Below are 20,667 nucleotides of genomic sequence, written 5' to 3'. Positions count from 1 at the left end.
GCCGTGCTGCCTATAGCATAGACTATTACGTTCTAGAACACGCCTATGCCTATGCGTTTTTTTAATTATTTTTTGCTAACGCAGCGCCTTTTCCGCATAGCGCTGCAACGCCTCAGACAGTTGTGCGATCAGCGCTGATTTCACATTCCAGCTATGCCAATACAGCGGCACCGTCATCACCTTGCCAGGGTTAATATCGCGCAGCGCATAATCGCGGGAGAATTGTTGAAACTGCATCTCGGGCACCATGCCCCAAGCTAAACCTCTGCCTATAAACTCTACATATTTTTCGGAGGAGGGAATGTGATGCCGGGGGTAGTCACGCTCTTGCAGTTGAAAGTAATGGGCCAGATAGCGGCTTTGCATTTCATCGCTGTGACTAAAGTCCACCGCCGGTGCCTGGATAAAGGCTGCGGCACTCACCCCTTGACTAAAATAACGCTGATAAAAATCCTCGCTGGCCACACAGAGATAACGCATATGCCCCAAGTACTGGCAGTTGCACCCCTGCATAGGTGAGTCGCTAGAGCTAATACAGGCTAGTACTTCACCATTTTTTAAAAACTCATGGGTTTTTTCTTGATCGTCCACTTTTAACTCTATCAGTAAATTCTGCTGCTCTATTAGGGGCTGTACCGCTTCCAAAAACCATGACGCTAAGCTGTCGGCATTGATGGCTATACTCAACTTAGCCGATTTTAGTTCGCCATAGCCCAACTCGTGCAATAGCTCACCCTGTAATAACTCCACCTGTTTGGCATAGCGCAGCACCTTCTGGCCCGCTGCGGTGACCGCCATCGGCGTGCCGCGCTTAAGCAAAGGCTGGCCCAGCTGCTCTTCTAGCTGCTTAAGCCTTTGTGAAACCGCCGATTGGGTTACATGCAAACGCAGCGCCGCCTTATCAAAGCTTTGCTCTTCTATTACTGCCGCCAAGGCCATTAACTGTTTAATCTCTAGTGTTACCACGGTCTGCTCCTATGCTAGCGCTAATTGCCGCCCATATTAGAATAGCTAATGTAACATTAAAATTATTAGATTCTCTGCTACCTGTTATACCTTTACACTCACCCCCCTACTTACCACCCAACGGTTAGAACTTGTTATGCTGCTAGATCCCATATTACTTAACGCTTGGCAAACCGGCCTGCTCACCAGCGCCGGCCTAATTATTGCCATAGGCAGCCAAAATGCCTTTGTGTTGAGCTATGCCCTGCGCCGCCAGCACGCCATAGGCATAGCCAGCGTATGCGCCGCGATCGATACCTTATTAATTACCGTGGGTGTGCTGGGCATGGGCCTGCTAATGCAGAGCCACCCATTCTTTCTAAAGGGCGCACTGTGGTTTGGTATTTGTTTTTTAGTGGGCTATGGCGCCCTAGCCTTGTGGCGGGCACTGTCCCCCCATACGCTTAAAGTGCAAGAGCGCCCGCCTATTACCTTTAACGCAGCCATACTGGCCACTCTGGCCATTAGCTTGCTCAACCCCCATGTTTATTTGGATACCGTGATGTTAATAGGCAGTGTCGGCGGCCAATTTCAGGGGCTGGCGCAAACTAGCTTTATTGTGGGCGCCGCTATGGCCTCTATTATTTGGTTTTTTAGTTTGGCTTGGGGGGCACAGTTTTTAGCGCCCTTATTTGCCAGTAGCTGGTCGTGGCGGGTGCTAGACCTTTCGGTGTGTGTATTTATGTGGTGGGTGGCTGCAGGCTTATGGGGCCATGAGCTGCTGTAAACCTTGCTGCTTTATATAGAGGCTTAGCAGCAAGCGAGCGCAGGCTATATACTGGGTTTTTCTTACCCCCCATGAGTTAAACACTATCGACGCATCTTGGCAGCTATTAACCCTACTCAGCCTAGTAGGTTTTTTATCCGGTTTTTTAAACGCCATCGCCGGCGGTGGCGGCTTATTAACCTTGCCGGTTTTATTATGGGCCGGGCTACCGCCACTGCAGGCCTTGGCCACCAATAAATGCCAAAGCGTGTTTGGCACTCTGTCGTCGTCGATTAACTTTTTTCAAAAAGGTTTTATCAATCTTAAGCTGCTTATCCCCGCGCTGGCTATTACCGTATTATTTAGCGCCGTAGGTACTTGGGGGATACAGCAATTTTCAGAGCAAACGCTCAAGCAATTACTACCCTATTTGTTAATCGCCCTCGCCCTCTACACCTGGCTATCACCTACCTTAGGGGATAGCGACCAACCCGCTAAAGTATCGCAGCCCCGCTTTAATCTTATTAGTGGCTGCGGCATAGGCCTTTATGGTGGTTTTTTTGGCCCGGGCATGGGCGCTATTGCCGCACTATTTTTCACCAGTTTATTAGGCTATAACCTACGCAAAGCCACTGCCCACGCCAAACCCTTAGTGCTGGCCAGCAACCTGACGTCCCTGCTTATTTTTATTTTTAACGGCCAGGTTATCTGGCTGTTAGGCCTCAGCATGGCCGTGGCACAAATACTGGGGGCTAGGTTAGGCTCCAACCTAGTCATCAAAAAAGGTAGCCGCATCATTAAACCACTACTGCTAATCACTACGCTGGCCATAGCCATTAAATTGCTGTGGTTTGCCTAACGTAGCGCTATACCAGCTAATTACCTAGCTTGCCGCTTTTGCTCCGCAAAGTATCTTGCCAAAAAAATCTTACCTTAAGTAAAAACCATCAGGCTAGCACTGCCGGTTTCTGTTAATATTTCGCACCCAACCATCCCTTACAGGCCAGCATTTCATGTTTAGCTTTTTTGAGCGCTTAACCAAGCCCTTTCCACCCGAGACACCGCAACAGCCACCCCACAGCTTGTTAGCTTTTTGCCGCCATTACACCCGCGGCATGGAGTTGCCGCTAATCACTATGGCATTGCTAACCGCTTGCCTAGCGGTATTGGAAGTCTCTTTATTTAGTTTTATGGGTGAACTAGTCGACTTAATGGCTAGCAAAACCCCGGCCCAGTTATTGGCAGAATATGGCGACCGCCTCACCGTAATGGCGCTGGTAGTTTTGGTCGCCCTGCCATTGCTGGCCTTACTACACTCAGTGCTAATGCACCAGTCACTGCTGGGCAACTACCCCATGGCCATACGCTGGCAAACACACCGCTATTTATTGGGTCAAAGCATTGCCTTTTACCAACACGACTTTGCCGGCAGGCTCGCCACCAAGGTAATGCAAACCGCCTTAGCGGTGCGCGAAACAGTAATGAAACTGTTAGATGTCTTAACGTATATTCTAGTGTACTTTGTTACTATTTTTGTCACCATTTTCAGTTTAGACGCCTTGCTAATTATTCCGCTAATGACCTGGCTGCTGCTATACATTTTGGTACAACTGTATTTTGTGCCTCGCCTAAAACGCGTGTCTACCATGCAAGCTAATGCCCGTGCCGAAATGACTGGCCGCATAGTGGACAGCTACACCAACATCGCCACGGTTAAATTATTCTCCCATAGCAAGCAAGAGTCCGATTACGCTCAGAACAGCATGAGTGAATTTTTACAAACGGTATACCAACAGATGCGTTTGGCCTCCGGTATTAATATCAGCATACAGTGCATTAATTACTTGCTGGTATTTGTTATGGCAGCGCTATGTATTTGGCTGTGGAGCACAGGCGCTGTTAGCGTCGGTGCCATCGCCATTGCCATAGGCTTGGTATTAAGACTCAACAGCATGTCACAATGGATAGTGTGGGAAGTGAGCAGCCTGTTTGAAAACATAGGTACCGTAGCCGATGGCCGCAACACCTTGTCGCAACCTCGAGAAGTACAAGATATCCCCGATGCTAAACCGTTACAGGTTAGCCAAGGCGCTATAGAGTTGCGCAATGTTGATTTTTATTACGGTGCCCAAGAAGCGCAGGTTTTTAAGCAACTAAACCTCAGCATTAAACCCGGCGAAAAAGTGGGCGTAGTGGGCCGCTCTGGCGCGGGCAAATCGACCTTAGTTAATTTACTGTTGCGCTTTCACGATATACAGAGCGGCGAAATCATGATCGACGGCCAAAATATTAAGCAGGTAGAGCAAGAGAGCTTACGCGCACATATAGGTATGGTGACGCAGGACACCTCACTGCTGCATCGCTCTATACGCGAAAACATTGCCTATGGCCGTAACTCCGCAACCGATGACCAGGTACTGGCTGCCGCCAAGCAAGCCGAGGCCCATGATTTTATTCAAAACCTCAGTGACCCCAGTGGTGGTAGAGGCTACGATGCACAGGTGGGTGAACGCGGCGTCAAACTTTCTGGCGGCCAACGCCAGCGCATAGCCATTGCTCGCGTACTATTAAAAAATGCGCCCATCTTAATTTTAGATGAGGCGACTTCCGCGCTCGATTCTGAAGTGGAAGCCGCGATACAACACAGCTTGTATAAATTAATGGAAGACAAAACCGTTATCGCCATCGCCCACCGCTTATCGACCATCGCCGCTATGGATAGGCTTATCGTGTTAGACGAAGGTGAAATTGTTGAGCAGGGCACCCACAGTGAACTGATATCGCAGGGCGGCATTTATGCCCAGCTATGGCAGCATCAAACCGGAGGCTTTTTGGGGCTGGATATAGAGGACTAGCGCAGTCAATTAATGTATCGTGCTTGCCGTGCGCCTAATTAACCACGGCAATGTCGGAATGATAGAGAAACAGCTAAGCTAGAAGCACGCCCTGCACAACTACTCTCATCTATAACAAGACAGTATTTATGAGTATAACCAATAGCATCATTGCTGTTATCGCTTTAACAATAGGCAGCTATACCTTTGCACAGGAAACTATACGCCTAGCCTATGGCCATAACTACCCGCCTTTTTCATGGTTAGAACAAGGCGAAGTTAAGGGCTTACAAGTAGACATACTGACAGAACTCTTTGAAAAGCGTTTAGGCATCAAAGCCATACACAAAGCCTACCCGTGGAAACGCGCGCAATGGCAGGTGCAGTCGGGGCTAGCTGACGCCATGTTAACGCTAAAGACTGCCAAACGTAGCCAATACAGCCTAGCCACCGAGCAGACATTAATTCCTGTTGGCAGTTATTTGTTTACTTACATCAATCACCCTAGAATGGATGAACTTAGCAAGCTGGACAATGTGAATATTAAAGATTTTCGCGTCGTCCAGTATTTAGGCGGATCGTTGCAGGGCCTACCCGCTGACCACAGCAATATTGCTACCGTGCCAGAAATTTCCGCCGCACTAAAGTTTTTAGCTCATCGCAGAGCTGATCTATTTATCGATAACCCATACGTGACACGCCTCGCCATTAAACAGTTGCAGCTAGATAATATTATTATTCAATTGCCAAAAATACTTAGCACCGAAAAATACCACTTATTGATTAGCAAGAAGTCGAAAATCATTAAACTACTCCCCAAAATAGAGCAAAGCATACAAGCCATGAAAAACGATGGCACATTAAATAAACTGTATAAAAAATACCTATAATAGGAGCACGTTATGTTATACCCCATGTTCGCTATGGTTGTACTCACCTTTATTATTGGATTTGTTGCACTTAAAACCCGTTTCGCTAGTGTTAAAAACGGCGAGGTTAAAGCCAGTTACTATCGTCTTATGGCTGGGCAAGAAGTACCCAATACTGTTACCCAAAGCACCCGCGCCTTTAACAATCAATTTGAAGTGCCGGTATTATTTTATGTGGTGTGCACGCTTTACATCAGCATGGGCATAGAAAATCCCTATGCTATTTATACCGCATGGGCCTTTGTGGTTTTTCGCTGCATACACGCCGTCATTCATCTTACCTATAACCATGTACTGCATAGGCTAAGCGCTTATTGGTTGGCGATACTCTGCGTGCTAGCTTTGTGGCTGCTGTTAATTGTCTGAGCTTATAGCCCGGCGTAAAGCCGGCTGGGCTCGTATAACAATTCTAAACGCTGGCGTTGTTTTTTAGCTAGGCCTTGCAGTACTAAGGCATAGGAGTGATCGATCATGCGCTCTAATTCACCACGGGGAATAGAGCCCTCTAAGAGCACGGTGTTCCAGTGCTTTTTATTCATATGATAGCCAGGCTGCACCGCGGTAAATAAATCCCGCAGGATAAAAGCCTGATCAGGATCGCATTTTAAATTGACCCTCGCCTGCCCGCCACGCTGACTAAGCAAGGCAAACATTTTTCCTTGCACTTTAAACACCAGCACATCGGCGCCAAAAGGATAATCCTCTAACGCTTCGGGCTTAGCTAAACAATAGCTTGTAACAGCGGCAGCATCCATGGCCACAGCTCAATAAACTTGCAAACGCGAAGGCTGGCTAGGGGCGGGGAACACTTGCTGTAACTCGCGCAAGTCTTCTGCCGTTAAACGTAGCTGAGCAGCCTGTACATTTTGTTTTAGGTGTTCAGGGCTTACCGCTTTCGGTATCACTATGACGCCCTCTTGCTGTAACAGCCACGCCAATGCCACCTGTGCGGCGCTGGCCTGATGACGTTGGGCTATGCTATCCAATACTGGATGTTGTAAACGCCCTTCATCTAAGGGCGAGTAGGCCATCACCGGCATGGTATGCGCCCGACACCAAGGCAGTAAATCCCACTCTATGCCGCGTTTATTTAAGTTATACAATAATTGGTTAGTGGCTATGCCCTTACCGCCGGGCGCAGCCCAAGCCTCTTGCATCTCATCAGTGTCTAAATTACTGACACCGTAGTAACGTATCTTGCCCTGCTGCACTAAGGTTTGAAACGCCTCTAAGGTTTCAGCTATGGGCGTCATGCCAGCCCAATGCAGCAAGTACATATCCAAGCAGTCAATTTGCAACCGTTTTAAGCTGCGCTCACAAGCCTTTATAGTGCCTTGGTAAGAGGCATTACTAGGCAGCACTTTGCTAACCACAAAAGCGTCATCCCTGCGCCCCTTAATTGCTTCGGCCACCACTAATTCGGCATCGGCATAAAGCTCGGCGGTGTCTATTAAGGTCATGCCTAAATCTAGGCCGGTACGCAGCGCCGCTACTTCGCGGCTAAACTCGCTGGGGTTTTCCCCCATATGCCAAGTGCCTTGGCCTAGGGCTAATACTTGCTCGCCACTGTTGAGTGTTATCGTTTTCATAATTGGCCTCTTGTTAATAAGCATCAGCCTAACATATTCATTAAATGGTAATATTTCACAATAATAATAAATCCGTTTTATATTTATTGCTTACTATATCTGACATAATCCGCTGCGTAATACGCTAACACAATACAATAATACTAAGAAATTTAGGCTATAGATCGCTCATATAGCCTAGCACTAGCAACGAGCGAATGGAGATGTATATGAAAAAGTTAGTACTGGCCGCCACCCTATGCGCAGCAACCTCAGCAACCTTTGCCGAATCCCAACCCGGTTTCTCTGCCGAACTACTTTTTGGCACAGCTGATCAAGAATCTGATTTTACAGATCTTGGTGGGGAAATTGATGGCGATGACACCTCGGTAGGGCTAAGAGGTGCATATCAATTCAATAAGAATTTTGCCATAGAACTTGCCTACAAACAGCACGGCACCATAGATGAATCCGAGAGCTATAGTGATTCTTTTGACTGGATGGGAGAAGGGGTTGTCGATTACACAGAAACCTACAAAACAGAAATTGAAACCAAGTCGATAGACCTAGGGTTCAAAGGCATGATCCCCCTCAACGATAGTTTTTCGCTAATCGGTCGAGTTGGTATAACTCAATGGGATTATGAGTTAACCGCTAAATACTCCTATTTTGAACGCTATACCGATTATACTGACAGCTCATTTAATGGCACTTATAGTGAGTCCATAAGTGATTCTGAAGATGACAGCGGTACTGACTTTTATTATGGTATTGGCATACAGTATGAGTTTAATGAACATATCTTTGCTGGATTTGAATACACCATTACTCAATTTGATGCATCCATTGGCTCCTTGGAAGTAGATCAAACGATTAAAAATATGTCGCTATCTCTGGGCTATAAGTTCTAATACATTACTCAACTTTAAAAAAGGGGCTAAGACATTCATGTCTTAGCCCCTTTTTTAATTACAGTGCCATTGCCAAACGTGTACCTTGGTCTATGGCTCGCTTGGCATCCAGCTCCACCGCCACATCGGCACCGCCAATTAATTGATAAGACTTTGTTAAGCCTTCCACCAACTCACGGCGCGAGTCTTGGCCGGCGCAGATGATAATATTGTCCACATCCAGCACTTTCGCTTCGCCATTAACCAGTAAATGTAAACCTTGATTATCGATTTTTTGATATTCACAGGAAGGCAGCATCACTACGCCTTTTTTCTGCAAGCCAGCGCGATGTATCCAGCCGGTGGTTTTACCTAAGCCCGCACCCACTTTACTGGTTTTACGCTGCAGTAAATAAATCTCCCTAGGGGATGGATGTACCTCGGGTTTAACGCCGGCCACACCGCCTCTAGCTTGCATGCTCATGTCTATGCCCCACTCTTTCATAAAGGCAGGGATATTTTGGCTCAGTGAAACGCCCTCATGACTAAGGTATTCGCTAACATCAAAACCTATACCACCGGCACCGATAACCGCTACTTTTTTGCCCACCGGTTTTTTATCTTTAATCACATCTAAATAGTTCATCACCTTTTGGTGTTCTATACCGACTATCTCTGGCATGCGCGGCACTATCCCGGCGGCAATAATTACTTCATCAAAGTCACCTTGGTTTAATTGCTGCGCATCCACTTGGGTATTTAAGTGCAGTTGCACGCCGGTCAATTCTAGCTGACGCTTGTAATAACGCAGGGTTTCATAAAATTCTTCTTTGCCGGGGATTTGCTTGGCGATATTAAATTGGCCGCCAATTTCAGCGCCAGCATCAAACAAGGTCACTTTATGGCCGCGCTTGGCCGCCGTGGTGGCAAAGGCCAAACCGGCGGGGCCAGCACCCACTACTGCAAAATGTTTTTGCTGGGTAGTCGCGATGATGTTTAGTTCGGTTTCAAAACAGGCGCGGGGGTTAACTAAACAGGTAGTTGGCTTGCCTTCAAATACATGATCTAAACAGGCTTGGTTGCAGCCTATGCAGGTGTTAATTTCATCGGCTCTATCTTGCTCGGCCTTAATCACAAACTCGGGGTCGGCCAACATAGGCCGCGCCATAGACACCATATCAGCATCGCCACGGGCTAAAATCTCTTCCGCTATTTCTGGGGTATTAATGCGGTTAGAGGTAATCACCGGCACGCTTAAGGCTTTACGCACCTTGGCGGTTACCCAACTAAACGCGGCGCGCGGCACCTTGGTGGCGATGGTAGGCACGCGGGCTTCATGCCAGCCTATACCGGTGTTCATAATGGTAACGCCGGCCTGCTCTAACTTTTTACCTAGGCTTATCACTTCATCAAAGTTGCTGCCATCGGCCACTAAATCCAACATGGATAGGCGATAAATAATAATAAAGTCTTCACCCACTGCGGCGCGCACCCGGCTCACGACTTCTATGGGAAAACGTATACGGTTTTCATAAGCACCGCCCCATTGATCGCTGCGCTTATTGGTGCGCTCAACAATAAACTGGTTAATAAAATAGCCTTCCGAACCCATAATCTCTACGCCGTCGTAGCCCGCCTCTTTGGCCAGCACCGAGGCATTAACAAAGCCCTGTATCTCGGCCTCGATTTCTTCTTCGCTTACCGCATGGGGCTTAAAGGGGTTGATCGGCGCCTGTATATCGGAGGGCGCGATAAGATTGGGATTATAGGCGTAACGACCCGCATGCAGTATTTGCATGCAAATTTTACTGTCGTGGGCATGCACGGCTTGCGTAACGATTTTATGATTGGCTACATCCTCCTGCGTAGCCATGCAGGCGGCATTAAAAAACACCGCGCCGCGGGCGCTGGGGCCTATGCCGCCGGTGACGATTAAGCCTACACCGCCCTTGGCGCGCTCGCCGTAAAAAGCCGCCAGACGCTCAAAGCCATTGTCCGCTTCTTCTAAATTGGTGTGCATAGAGCCCATCAACACCCGGTTTTTAAGGGTGGTAAAGCCTAAATCTAAGGGCTTTAGCAGCGTGGGGTATTTTTGTAAGCCGGGTGCAGACTGTGCCATCGGTGATTCCTCTATGCCTAGATGTATAACGCCAATCTATGCAGCGTCAAGATATGAAGGCCACCTTAGCGCTATATTTTGACAGCGTCAAGATTGATTGTTATTTTAACGCCCTACTATAGCGACCCTACTTTAGAGTCCCCACTTTAAACCCCAACCACCAGTAAAGTAGCCTTATGAGTACCAGCCCAGAAAAAACCAGCTACCATCATGGCGAACTGTATAACAGCTTACTCAATGCCGCCCACCGCATGCTGGCCGAGGGGGGTATAGAGGCCTTATCGCTACGTAAACTGGCCGAGCAAGTGGGTGTGTCACGCACCGCGCCCTACCACCACTTTAAAGATAAAAACGAATTGCTATGCGCACTGGCCGCCGATGGCTTCCAGCGCAAACAAGCTGCCATAGAACAGCTCAGCCTACACTCGACACCATCGGCGGCCAGCAACCCTGCGCAGCAGTTTAAAGATTTTGTGTATGACTATATCAAGCATGCCACCGCCAACCCGGAACTGTATGATTTGATGTTTGGTCGGCCTATATGGAAAACCGGCAACAGCAACCCGCAATTGCAAAACCATGCCTACCCGGTTTTTCAGCAACAGCTGGCGCTAATCAAAAATTGGCAGCAACAAGGCGTGCTAGATAGTGAAGCTGATACGCTGCGACTATCGCAGGTCATTTGGAGTACCTTGCACGGTATTACCCGCTTGGTTATTGATGGTATTTATCAAAATAATGACAGCGACCAAAAACACATTAAGGCCATGTGTGATTGCGCCATTAGCCAGTTTTTAAAAGCTGCGCCCCTCATCTAGATCTAGAACCTAGATCTAACACTAGGCCCTAGCAAGGGCACAGCTACAGCAAAAACGCTACGCGTGCGCGCCACGCCTATGGATATTGCGTAATAAAAAGCACAGCGCACCCAACACGGCCCAGCCAAGCACTATCATCCATTCCGGCCATACTAAGGCCGCCACACTGCCCGGCAAATACAACGTTCCCAGCCCCAACGAGGCGACAAAGGCTAATATGCCCACGCTCACACCACCTACAACTTTATAAGGCCTGGGCATTTCTGGCTCGCGTATGCGCAGCACCACAAAGGATAACGCCACCAAACCGTAGGCTATCACCACGCTAAAACTACCGGCGTCCACTAACCACACCAGCATTTTGCGACCAAACAATGGCGCAATAACGCAGAGCACGCCAATTAATATAATGGCATTGTGCGGGGTGTTGTATTTAGGATGCAGTTTGCCTAAAGCGGCTGGTAGCTGCCCTGCTTTGGCCATCACATAAATCGCCCGTGCACCGCCTATAAAAAACGCATTCCAACTGGTAATAATACCGGCTATGCCCGCCAAGATAACCATATCCCTAGCAAAGCCCGAGCCCCATACCGAACCTGCGGCATCGGCCGTGGCCAAGCGGCTGCTGTTTAATTCCGCCGGTGACAAGGACATGCCCACGCCAAAACTAATTAAGCTATACCACAGCACCGCCATCAGCACAGACACGATAATTAACTGGCCGATTTTTTTATGCGGTAAATTAATTTCTTCAGCCATTTGCGGTATCACATCAAAACCCACAAACATAAACGGCACCGCCACTAACACCAGCACAAAGCCGCTAATGCCGTCTTTAAACAACACCGGCATATTATCGGCCGAGCCATTAAAGCTGGCGCCCGTTACAAACATCACCCCAGCAACTAGCAATAGCACCGTCACCACGGTTTGTAATAAAGCGGCGGCCTTTACTCCGCGCACATTAATCCAGGTAACAAAAACCGCAGCTACCATACCTATCAACGCCCAGCTGAGATAAACCTGATAACCCGCAACCGTCCACAATTCTATGGTTTTTAAACCGGGGATAACTTCCTCCATCACGGTGGGTAGAGCCACCGCTTCAAAAGCGGCGACACTGACATAGGCTAAAATAATGGCCCAGGTACAGACAAACGCGGCAGTCCCGCCCAAGGCTCTATGGCTATACACATGCTCGCCACCCACAAAAGGCATGGCTGCCGCCAACTCGGCATAAGTTAGGCCTATTAACACCATCAGGCCGCCACCTAAAACAAACGCGGCTATGGCGCCGCCGGTACCGGCTGCCAGCACCCAACTACCCGCTAGGGCCACCCAACTCCAGCCCACCATGGCACCAAACGCTAAAGCCAGTACTTCTTTTTGCGACAGTACTCGCTCTAGGTTGCCTTGTTGTGTTTCGCTCATATCATCTCTCTTGTGATTACATGCTACGCGGCCATACTAACCGATAATATTCGAAGATAAAAAAAGGAGGCCGCAACAACAGACCTCCAAACAGGGTGTGCAATCGTCAGCGCTACTCCCAGTTATAGCTTAAGGTTATCCCTACGGTACGTGGAGGACCAACCTGACCAGATAAAGCACCGGCACTACCCGAGCTAAGATTTTCAGTAAAATAATCTTTATCGGTGGCGTTTTTAACCCACACATAGGCCGACCAAACATCATCAGCCGATGCCACACCTGCACGTAAGTTCACTAAGGTATAATCCTCTTGGCTGGTGGCCTTGAGATTATCCAATGAGAAAAACACCCCATCCTGATAAGCAAAGTCTGTTTGCACGCTGGCCAGCAAACTATCGCTCACGTTCCACTCATAACGTACCAAGGCGTTGTAAGTTAATTCAGGTGTATTCGGCGGCGTGGCATCGTCAAAATCTAACAGCCCCACCTTTGCCGATACCTTGGCATCGTTATAGGCAACGCCGGCTTTAATATCCAAACCGTCTAGAGGACGCCACCAGACATCGGCCTCGGCACCCATGATATCCGCTGAACCAGCATTAAAAATCGCAAAGCGTCCATCGGGTAAGTCGGCAAATAATTGCATATCGGTGTAGTCATATAAATAAACCGAACCGTTAAACTGCAAACTGTTATCCAATAAAGTAGATTTAAAACCTAACTCATAGGCATCGATATATTCAGGGTCAGTAGCGACGTGATCACCGGCAACCGTGGCCCAAAAACCATTCCACACACCGGCCTTATAACCGCGGCTATAGCTGGCATATATCAACAAGTCATCGTTGGGCGCGTATTCAAGGCCCAGCTTACCGGTAACTTCAGTGGTTTCAATTTCATCATCTTCTAATATGGGGGCACTGCTAAAAAAGGTGGCATCGCCGGTAAAATCTGGCTCGCGATTAACCATATAGGTGCCGCCGTCAAAGGCGATTTTATCTTCGGTATAACGCAAGGCCGCAATAAAATTCCACTCTTCGTCAAGCTGAGTTTCGGTGTGAGCAAACAAGGCCCAACTGGTAGTATCTTGGGTAAACTCCACCAGCACATCGTGGTTAACTCTATCGGTGTAACCGTAGGTATCCGCTACATCCATAGAGTCTTGATAGACCATGCCGCCCACTATCCAGTCCATTTTATCAAAGGCCGGCTCGTTGCTACTTAATCGTACTTCCTGACTAAACACGCTGATATCATTAGCATAAGAAGTATCACCTACGCGGAAAGGGCCGCCGTCAAAATCTTCTTCTATATAACTATCTTTGGTTTCATAGGCACTGATAGAGGTCAGCGTGCTGGCACCCATATCAACGGTGATATTTAACAAGGTGCCTAAGCTGTCACTTTCTAAGCTGGGTACTTGGCTAAATTCGCCCACTCTTAAATCTTCATAGGGGTCGCGATAACCCAAGTTGTTAGAGCAGTTTTTAATAAAGTATTTGATATTAGTGGTAGCAGGGTCGGCACAACTATTGGTAAATACGTCGCCACCATTGGGGCCGGGCAGCTCAGGTTTATTACCGGTAACGGTGTTGGGATCGCGACGGCCTATGGCCACCCAAGGTTCATTCTCGGAACGATCACGGCCACCATGCACATTCCAGTTGATATCGGTATTGTCAAATTCCCAACGTAAAGCGCCACGCAAGGCCAGAGTATCGGTGCTGCCTATATCATCGTTGCGACCATTTATTTTATTGGTAAAAAAACCTTCGTCTTGATAATCCCATTTAACCGCTAGGCGGCCCGACAAGGTCTCGGTAAGGCCACCACCTATCGCGCCTTCAACATTACGCAAACCATAGTCACCCAGTGTGGTGCTGACATTGGCGCTAAATTCTTGACGAGGTTTTTCACTAATAAACGCCACTGCACCGGCCGTGGTGTTACGGCCAAACAAGGTGCCCTGCGGGCCTTTTAACACTTCTACCCGCTCCATATCGAACAAAGAAAAAGTCAGCATAGAGCTGGAAGGCAAAAACAATTCATCAACATAAACACCTACCGGCGCCACGCTATTAGAGGTAAATGCGGTATTACCAACACCGCGCACGGTAAAAATGGGCGCGGCCTTGTTTAATACATTTTTAATGGTAAGGCCGGGTGTTTGCGGCGCCATATCTATAGGTTGGGTCATACCCATGCTTTTCATAGCTTCACCACCAAAGGCGGTAATGGCTATACCTACATCTTGCGCGCTTTGTGATTTTTTCTGCGCGGTAACCATCACCTCTTCCAAGCCTGCGGCCTGTACTGAGGCTGCCAGCATGCTGACGGCACCACCCATTAATAAGGTTTTAACAGTTGATAGTTTTTTATATTGTTGTGCATTAGCGACGAATGTCATGCCAAGCTCCCCACCTATTGTATTAGTAAGTAAATTAACCTTTGGCCATAAAGCAGCTTACCTAGACACTGCCTTGCCACCCTTACTACTGATACGACAGCAATCGCAAGAGCCCGACATTTTTATTGTAATTTTATTGCGATAAAATATCCGCCATCAACAAAAGTAACAGGCGCAGATATAAAGGAGGGGGAATAAAGAGAGGAAAAAGCTAATGCCAGCGGTAACTTAGGCTTACACCAAAGGTTCTAGCTTGGCCCAGCTGCGCAGATACGGTGCCTGCACTATTAGAGCTTAATATCTCGCTATAGTATTGCTTGTCGCTAATATTTTTTACCCAGATGGCAGCATCCCAGCTATCATCCAACGCCGCTATACCCATGCTGACATTACTGAGCATATACGCGTCTTCACTCACTGCCCGTTGATTATCCAGTGAAAAATACACCCCATCCTGATAAGCCACATCAGCCTGCACAAAACCATTGAGCTGCGCACTGATAGGATGGCTATAGCGCACTAAACTATGCGCTGAATATTCTGGGGAATTGGGCGGCACGGTATCAGAAAACTTGCTTGTGCCTACCTCGCCATTAATTTTTGAACGGTTATACGCCACGCCACCTTTGATATCTAAGTACTCGCTGGCGCGCCACCACCACTCAAGCTCAGCCCCTTTCATTTCACCTTCGCCAGCATTAAATGAGGTGTAACGGCCATCGGAAAATTCAAAAAATAATTGCATATCGGTGTAGTCGTAATAATATAACGCGGCATTAAGTTGCAAGGTATTATTCGCCAGTGCCGACTTAACACCCAACTCATAGGCCAATATATGTTCAGGCTCGGTAGAGATATGCTCGCCTTCCTGTATAGACCAAAAACCACTCCAAACGCCGGCTTTATAGCCTCGATTAACGCTGCCATAAAACAGTAAGTGATCTTGCGGGCTATATTGTAAAACCAGCTTGCCGGTGACTTCACGGGAGTGGGTCTGATCTTTATTTAATAAGGGCTGCTCGCTAAAAAACGTTTCGTCACCGCTGTAATCAGCATCTTTATTAATAATAGAGGTGCCACCATTAAAGCGGCTTTCATCATAGCTATAGCGCAAACCCGCCAGCACGCTCCAGTGATAATTGATCTGGGTTTCGGCGTGAGAAAATAACGCCCAGCTTGTGGTTTTTTGATCAAACTCCACCAGCACATCGTGGTTCACTCTATCTCTATAACCATATATATCCTGCACCTGCATATCATCTTGGTAATAAATAAAACCCGCCAACCAATTGGTGCTGCCGAATGCAGGGTTGATAGAGGATATGCGCAGCTCTTGGCTGAGCACATTAGCGGTGTTGCTATAGGATGAATCCCCTATGCGAAAAGGGCCACCATCAAAATCTTCTTCTACTTGGCTATCACTATATTCCGCGGCGGTAATAGCGGTTAAGCGCAGCCATGCAAACTCTTTTTCAATATCTAACACACTGCCCAAACTTTCGCCTTGTAGTATGGGCTCTTGACTGTATTCGCCTACGCGTGGATCGCTATAGGGGTCTTGATAGCCCAACACATTGACGCAGTTATCGATAAAATAACTGAGCTTAGTACTGGATAAGTCTGCGCAAGGTTGTTTAAAACTTTTGCCACCGGGCAGCTCTGCCGCGGTTTGCGAAACAGCAGGACTGCGTTTACCTATGCCTACCCAGGGTTCGTTTTGCGAGTCTTCTTTACCGCCGTGTAAGTTCCAATAAATATCCAGATCGTCCGCTTGCCAGCGCAAGCCCAAGCGCATAGCGGTGCTGTTGGTGCGGCCTACATCTTGGCTACTGCCTTGAATTTTATTAGTCACATAGCCTTCACCCTGATACTCCGATTTAACTGCCAGCCGCGCCGACAAATTATCACTCAGGCCACCGCCCACTGCGGCGTCTAATACCCTCACATCGTGGTCAGCCAACAGCAGCGACGCCGAGCCGTTAAATTCTTGCTGCGGCCGTTGGCTGATATAACGCACCGCGCCACCGGTGGTATTGCGGCCGAATAAAGTGCCCTGCGGCCCTTTTAATACTTCCACCCGCTCTATATCAAACAGCGAAAAATTTAACATGGAGATGGAGGGCATAAATAGCTCATCCATATACACCCCTATAGGCGCAGAGCCATTGGAGGTGAACGCGGTGCTGCCCACCCCTCGCACGGTGTAAACGGGAAAGGTTTTATTCAATACGTTTTTAATGGTTACACCCGATGACTGCGGTGCGATATCACCCGCTTTTTGCAGGCCTAGGTTTTTAACATCAGCGGCCTGAAACACGGTAATGGCCATGCTCACGTTTTGCGCACTTTGAAAACGCTTTTGCGCGGTTACATAAATTTCTTCTAGGCTGTCTAGCGCTGGCTGGCCACGGCTATCGGCTGCCGTTAAGGCATTAGTATCAGCAGCACAACCTAGGTTAGTCTCTGAAGATTTAATGGCCACTGCCGCCAAAGGCCCAAACACAGCTTCCAGACCTTGGCACTCTAACAGCAGTACTAAGCCCTGCTGCCGGCTGTGCTCGCCAAATAACGCCCTGCTTGTTATGCCGGCCACCAGCCTTGAAGGGAACAGCAGTTGCATATCGGCTTGCTTGGCATATTGCTGTAACGCCGCCGCCAACGGCTGCTGGCTGATATGAAAAGTAACCCTGCCTTCATTACCAGCCTGTGCCGCAGTGGCAGCCAGCAGTGCCCATAGCAGTGCCGTGGGCAACATGGCTTGGGCCTTGGTACGAAAAATACGGGTGAATAATGGCATTGCTACATTCTTATTTTTATAGGGCTAGCTTATCAGCTGCCGACTAACATAATGGCTAAATATCCATATTCCCCGCAGTAAATTATTTTGATAAATAATGTCGGGGTAAGCGATCCTAAAGCGTATAGTTAGTAAGAGTCTACAATATTTTTTGCCCCTATAGATACACTCGCCATTGGCGCCGACACGCCACAAACGCCTTAGCTATCACGCTTAGGCTTAGAGGTTTTATGCCTAAAACGCATATCAGGCTGGTTAGCGACCGTAGCGATACGCAGCCAGCGACAATAGCCAACACTCGCTCTGACGCCATGCGTGCAGGGCAGCGGCAGTATGTTGAGCGGCTGTTTCAGTCCTATAAGGATTCGCTACACAGGCATATTTATCGCCTGTTACGTAACAAAGATGATGCCCAAGAATTAATGCAAGAAACCTATATACGGGTGCTGCAAAGAGAAAACCTAGAGCAGCAAGAGAGCAGCGCCAAGGCCTATCTGTTTAAAATAGCGACCAACTTAGTTATTGATAAAACCCGAAAAGATGCCCGCCAGCAACTACAGCAACATGTATCCATAGACGATGAGGAGCTAGTATCCAACAACCCCAGCCCCGATCGCCAGGTACAGTCGCAGCAAGTGATGACGCAATTGAAAATTATTTTAAACCAGCTCAGCCCACGGGGCAGGCACATTTTTATACTGCATCGCTTTCACGATATGAGTTATCCTGAAATTGCCGACAAACTGAATATCACCACCCGCACCGTTGAACGACAAATGAGTATAGCCATGACCCTCTGCCGTGAAAAACTACAGGGGCTACTATGAAAGATAAATCCATGAATAAAACGCCGCACAACAAGCCCGATAACGCCAACATCTCAGAGGATGCAAAATGGTTTGCTAAACTGCAAGCCGACTCGCTCAACCCTCAGGATAGCGAGCAGTTTTGCGCGTGGTTAGCGGCCGATCCCGACCATGAGCAAAAGCTAGAAGGCTGTGAACAGGTTTGGGAGTTATTGGGCGAACTCAAAGGCGCCCCGGAACTTGATCAGTTACTGGCGCAGTATCCCTTAGACAACGAGCAAGCAAAAACTGGCCAAGCTTGGTATCTTAGCCACTGGGCTAAAGCCGCAAGTGTAGCGATGATGGCCGTTGCTATCAGCCTGTTGTTCACTGTTTTTTCGGCTGAGCATTACCAGACTCGTATGGGTGAGCAGCGCAGCATCACCCTAGAGGATGGCTCAACGGTATTGCTCAACAGCAACACCCTAATCAGCGTTGACTATAGCAACAGCCGTCGCAGCATAGCGTTAAAACAAGGCGAGGCCCTGTTTAAAGTCGCCCATAATAAAACCCGGCCTTTTGAAGTGACCACCGGCAACCGCCTTACTCGCGCTGTGGGCACTAGTTTTAATATTGCCTTTCGCAACGAACAAGCTACGGTTTCGGTATTAGAGGGTACTATACAAATTGAGCCCACTAAAAAGCTTACTCAAGTGGACGATCTCCCCCTATTAAATAAAGGTGACGAACTTATTTACTGGGCTAACGGCGCCAACTCTGAAATACATGCAGCTAACTTAGACAAGATTCTGGCCATTACCGAGGGAAAAATTCTGTTTGAAGAGGACGCCCTAAGCCATGTCATTGAGGAATATAATAAATATTCCGCCAAGCCCATAGTGATAGGCAGCGCCCAGTTAAACGACATACTGGTCAGCGGTGTGTTTCGTATCAATGATGCGGGATCACTGCTTTTTATACTGGAGCAATCTTTTGATATTGCTCACATTAATAGAGAGCAACACATACTATTAATTCCTAAAAACTAACATCACTTGGCTTTATCCAAGGCCAAGGTCGGCAAGATTACCGCAGCCATGCACAGCAACAAAGCAACCAGCGCCACGTTAACCAACAGACCATAATTATTGTCACCAACAATTAATGCCGCAGTTAACGGCCCTGAGGCCAAACCCATTTTAGAGGCAAAGCCACCCAGCGCCGCCATTTGTCCGCTACTGTCAAACTCTGCACACATGCCTAGTAAGTATGAAATCACAAACGCCCAGGTAATACCTACGCCAACATTGGCTACCCAGTAATAGCTTTTACTATCACTGTAATGAAACAACCAAGTACCCACTATGGTTAGCAACGTGGCAATTAATATAGGCCACAGGCGACCAAAGCGGGTAGACATCACTATCACTAATACCGAGCCGGCTATCGCTATCCAAGCGGCGAAGCCTAAAGTAGAACTAATAAATGACATATCTTGGCCAGCGGCCTTACCCAAACCGATGACGTAGGCATACACGCCCATATTGGCCGCCTGAAATAAGAAGGTCGCCAACAACGCTAAAGCGAGTAAGGGGTAATTAATTTTTTTTACGGCTATCGCCTTATCTGCTGGCAACGGTTCTATAATTTTATAGTCCGCTAAAAAAGGCAGCATACACAGCGTTACAGCACTAAAGGCCATTAAGGCAATAAACAAAGCGGCCGTGCCGTACTCAGGCACCAAGGGAGGTAGAAACATTAAGCCTGCCCCGCCCAAACCAAACTGCACGGTTAGCAAATAACCAAAGGTACGATCGGCCTGACTAGTGCGCGCAATCACCGCAAAGGCAATGCCCACTAACATGCCACCGATGCAGCCATGAAAAAAACGGGTAAGCACCAAGCTATTAACCGTAGTCAAATAGATAGAAAACAAATCCGTTACTAACAAACCCAGCAGCAGTAATAGCGCCGTTTTTTTCCAATTGATACGTTTAACAATAAACACTGCCGTTAACGCACCCACAGCCGCGCCATAGACATTGGCAGAGCCGACAAATCCCGCATCTCTATTGCTAAAGCCCAAGCCATCAATTAAACCATCGATTAAGGCCGGCATGATGTTGACATAAAACAGCCCCGCCGTTGCCAAAAACGATAATAATACCCGCGCTATTTCGCCATTGGCCGAGGCTATAGGTAGGCGCTTTAACAACGGGACTTTACTCGTTTGCACGGCAGAATGACTCATAGTGACTCTTTTATTGTTTGTTATTATCTAAAAGGACTACTCAGCTACTAGTAGCATAGGCCTACACCATAACAAGCGACTAGCTAAAACATAGTACCAGTTGGCGGCTGACTATAAGGCCACATGC

At 48.0% G+C, this 20,667-nt stretch carries 17 protein-coding genes; 9 read left to right on the top strand and 8 right to left on the bottom strand.

Going from position 1 to position 20,667, the window contains the following annotated elements:
- Positions 1-75 precede the first annotated feature (75 nt).
- On the bottom strand, positions 76-966 hold the full coding sequence (locus B067_RS0118475; protein ID WP_019531583.1) for a LysR family transcriptional regulator ArgP: 891 nt from the start codon (positions 964-966) through the stop codon (positions 76-78).
- Positions 967-1,102: 136 nt separating this feature from the next.
- Between B067_RS0118475 and B067_RS0118470 the strand changes: the two genes are divergently transcribed.
- The 5 genes from B067_RS0118470 (at position 1,103) to B067_RS0118445 (ending at position 5,840) form a co-directional block, all read left to right on the top strand.
- Positions 1,103-1,732 (top strand): LysE/ArgO family amino acid transporter, encoded by a 630-nt coding sequence (locus B067_RS0118470; protein ID WP_019531582.1) that lies wholly within the window; start codon positions 1,103-1,105, stop codon positions 1,730-1,732.
- Between the two features lie 46 nt (positions 1,733-1,778).
- Positions 1,779-2,570, top strand: coding sequence for a TSUP family transporter (locus B067_RS0118460; RefSeq protein ID WP_276201909.1), 792 nt, complete (start codon positions 1,779-1,781; stop codon positions 2,568-2,570).
- A 154-nt stretch (positions 2,571-2,724) separates the two neighbouring features.
- Entirely contained in the window at positions 2,725-4,566 is a 1,842-nt protein-coding gene (locus tag B067_RS0118455; protein ID WP_019531579.1) for an ABC transporter ATP-binding protein, read from the top strand.
- 128 nt (positions 4,567-4,694) lie between these two features.
- Positions 4,695-5,435, top strand: a complete 741-nt coding sequence (locus B067_RS0118450) for a substrate-binding periplasmic protein (RefSeq protein WP_019531578.1) — start codon at positions 4,695-4,697, stop codon at positions 5,433-5,435.
- A gap of 12 nt (positions 5,436-5,447) precedes the next feature.
- On the top strand, positions 5,448-5,840 hold the full coding sequence (locus B067_RS0118445) for an MAPEG family protein (protein ID WP_019531577.1): 393 nt from the start codon (positions 5,448-5,450) through the stop codon (positions 5,838-5,840).
- Positions 5,841-5,842: 2 nt separating this feature from the next.
- Here the strand turns inward: B067_RS0118445 and B067_RS0118440 are convergent, their stop codons facing one another.
- Together B067_RS0118440 and B067_RS0118435 are read right to left on the bottom strand one after the other, a co-directional pair.
- Positions 5,843-6,229 (bottom strand): MmcQ/YjbR family DNA-binding protein, encoded by a 387-nt coding sequence (locus B067_RS0118440; protein WP_019531576.1) that lies wholly within the window; start codon positions 6,227-6,229, stop codon positions 5,843-5,845.
- Between the two features lie 9 nt (positions 6,230-6,238).
- Positions 6,239-7,063, bottom strand: a complete 825-nt coding sequence (locus tag B067_RS0118435; protein ID WP_019531575.1) for an aldo/keto reductase — start codon at positions 7,061-7,063, stop codon at positions 6,239-6,241.
- 209 nt (positions 7,064-7,272) lie between these two features.
- Between B067_RS0118435 and B067_RS0118430 the strand changes: the two genes are divergently transcribed.
- Positions 7,273-7,953: a porin family protein gene (locus B067_RS0118430; protein WP_019531574.1), complete on the top strand. Its 681-nt coding sequence runs from the start codon at positions 7,273-7,275 to the stop codon at positions 7,951-7,953.
- 58 nt (positions 7,954-8,011) lie between these two features.
- Here B067_RS0118430 and B067_RS0118425 read toward each other — a convergent pair whose 3' ends face one another.
- Complete coding sequence (locus B067_RS0118425) at positions 8,012-10,051, bottom strand: NADPH-dependent 2,4-dienoyl-CoA reductase (RefSeq protein ID WP_019531573.1); 2,040 nt, start codon at positions 10,049-10,051, stop codon at positions 8,012-8,014.
- A gap of 176 nt (positions 10,052-10,227) precedes the next feature.
- Here B067_RS0118425 and B067_RS0118415 point away from each other — a divergent pair, with 176 nt between their 5' ends.
- Positions 10,228-10,869 (top strand): TetR/AcrR family transcriptional regulator, encoded by a 642-nt coding sequence (locus B067_RS0118415; protein ID WP_019531572.1) that lies wholly within the window; start codon positions 10,228-10,230, stop codon positions 10,867-10,869.
- 57 nt (positions 10,870-10,926) lie between these two features.
- Here the strand turns inward: B067_RS0118415 and B067_RS0118410 are convergent, their stop codons facing one another.
- The 3 genes from B067_RS0118410 to B067_RS0118395 all read right to left on the bottom strand — a co-directional run bounded on the left by B067_RS0118410 (position 10,927) and on the right by B067_RS0118395 (position 17,504).
- Positions 10,927-12,300 carry an APC family permease gene (locus B067_RS0118410; protein WP_019531571.1) on the bottom strand — a complete coding sequence of 458 codons (1,374 nt, stop codon included), beginning with the start codon at positions 12,298-12,300 and terminating at the stop codon, positions 10,927-10,929.
- 112 nt (positions 12,301-12,412) lie between these two features.
- Complete coding sequence (locus B067_RS0118405) at positions 12,413-14,707, bottom strand: TonB-dependent receptor (protein ID WP_019531570.1); 2,295 nt, start codon at positions 14,705-14,707, stop codon at positions 12,413-12,415.
- A gap of 211 nt (positions 14,708-14,918) precedes the next feature.
- A complete protein-coding gene (locus B067_RS0118395; RefSeq protein WP_019531568.1) occupies positions 14,919-17,504 on the bottom strand; it encodes a TonB-dependent receptor in 2,586 nt (861 codons plus the stop codon).
- Between the two features lie 230 nt (positions 17,505-17,734).
- On the opposite strand from B067_RS0118395, the gene B067_RS0118390 reads away from it, so the two are divergent.
- Together B067_RS0118390 and B067_RS0118385 are read left to right on the top strand one after the other, a co-directional pair.
- Complete coding sequence (locus tag B067_RS0118390; protein ID WP_019531567.1) at positions 17,735-18,331, top strand: RNA polymerase sigma factor; 597 nt, start codon at positions 17,735-17,737, stop codon at positions 18,329-18,331.
- Complete coding sequence (locus B067_RS0118385) at positions 18,328-19,338, top strand: FecR family protein (protein WP_019531566.1); 1,011 nt, start codon at positions 18,328-18,330, stop codon at positions 19,336-19,338. The genes B067_RS0118390 and B067_RS0118385 overlap by 4 nt, the downstream gene beginning before the upstream one ends.
- A gap of 2 nt (positions 19,339-19,340) precedes the next feature.
- Here B067_RS0118385 and B067_RS0118380 read toward each other — a convergent pair whose 3' ends face one another.
- Positions 19,341-20,540, bottom strand: coding sequence for an MFS transporter (locus B067_RS0118380; RefSeq protein ID WP_019531565.1), 1,200 nt, complete (start codon positions 20,538-20,540; stop codon positions 19,341-19,343).
- Positions 20,541-20,667: the final 127 nt, after the last annotated feature.

The sequence above is a fragment of the Dasania marina DSM 21967 genome (genome assembly GCF_000373485.1).
Lineage (GTDB): Bacteria > Pseudomonadota > Gammaproteobacteria > Pseudomonadales > Dasaniaceae > Dasania > Dasania marina.
Note: the sequence above shows the minus strand (reverse complement) of the source record. Positions and strands in the feature narration are given on the sequence as shown.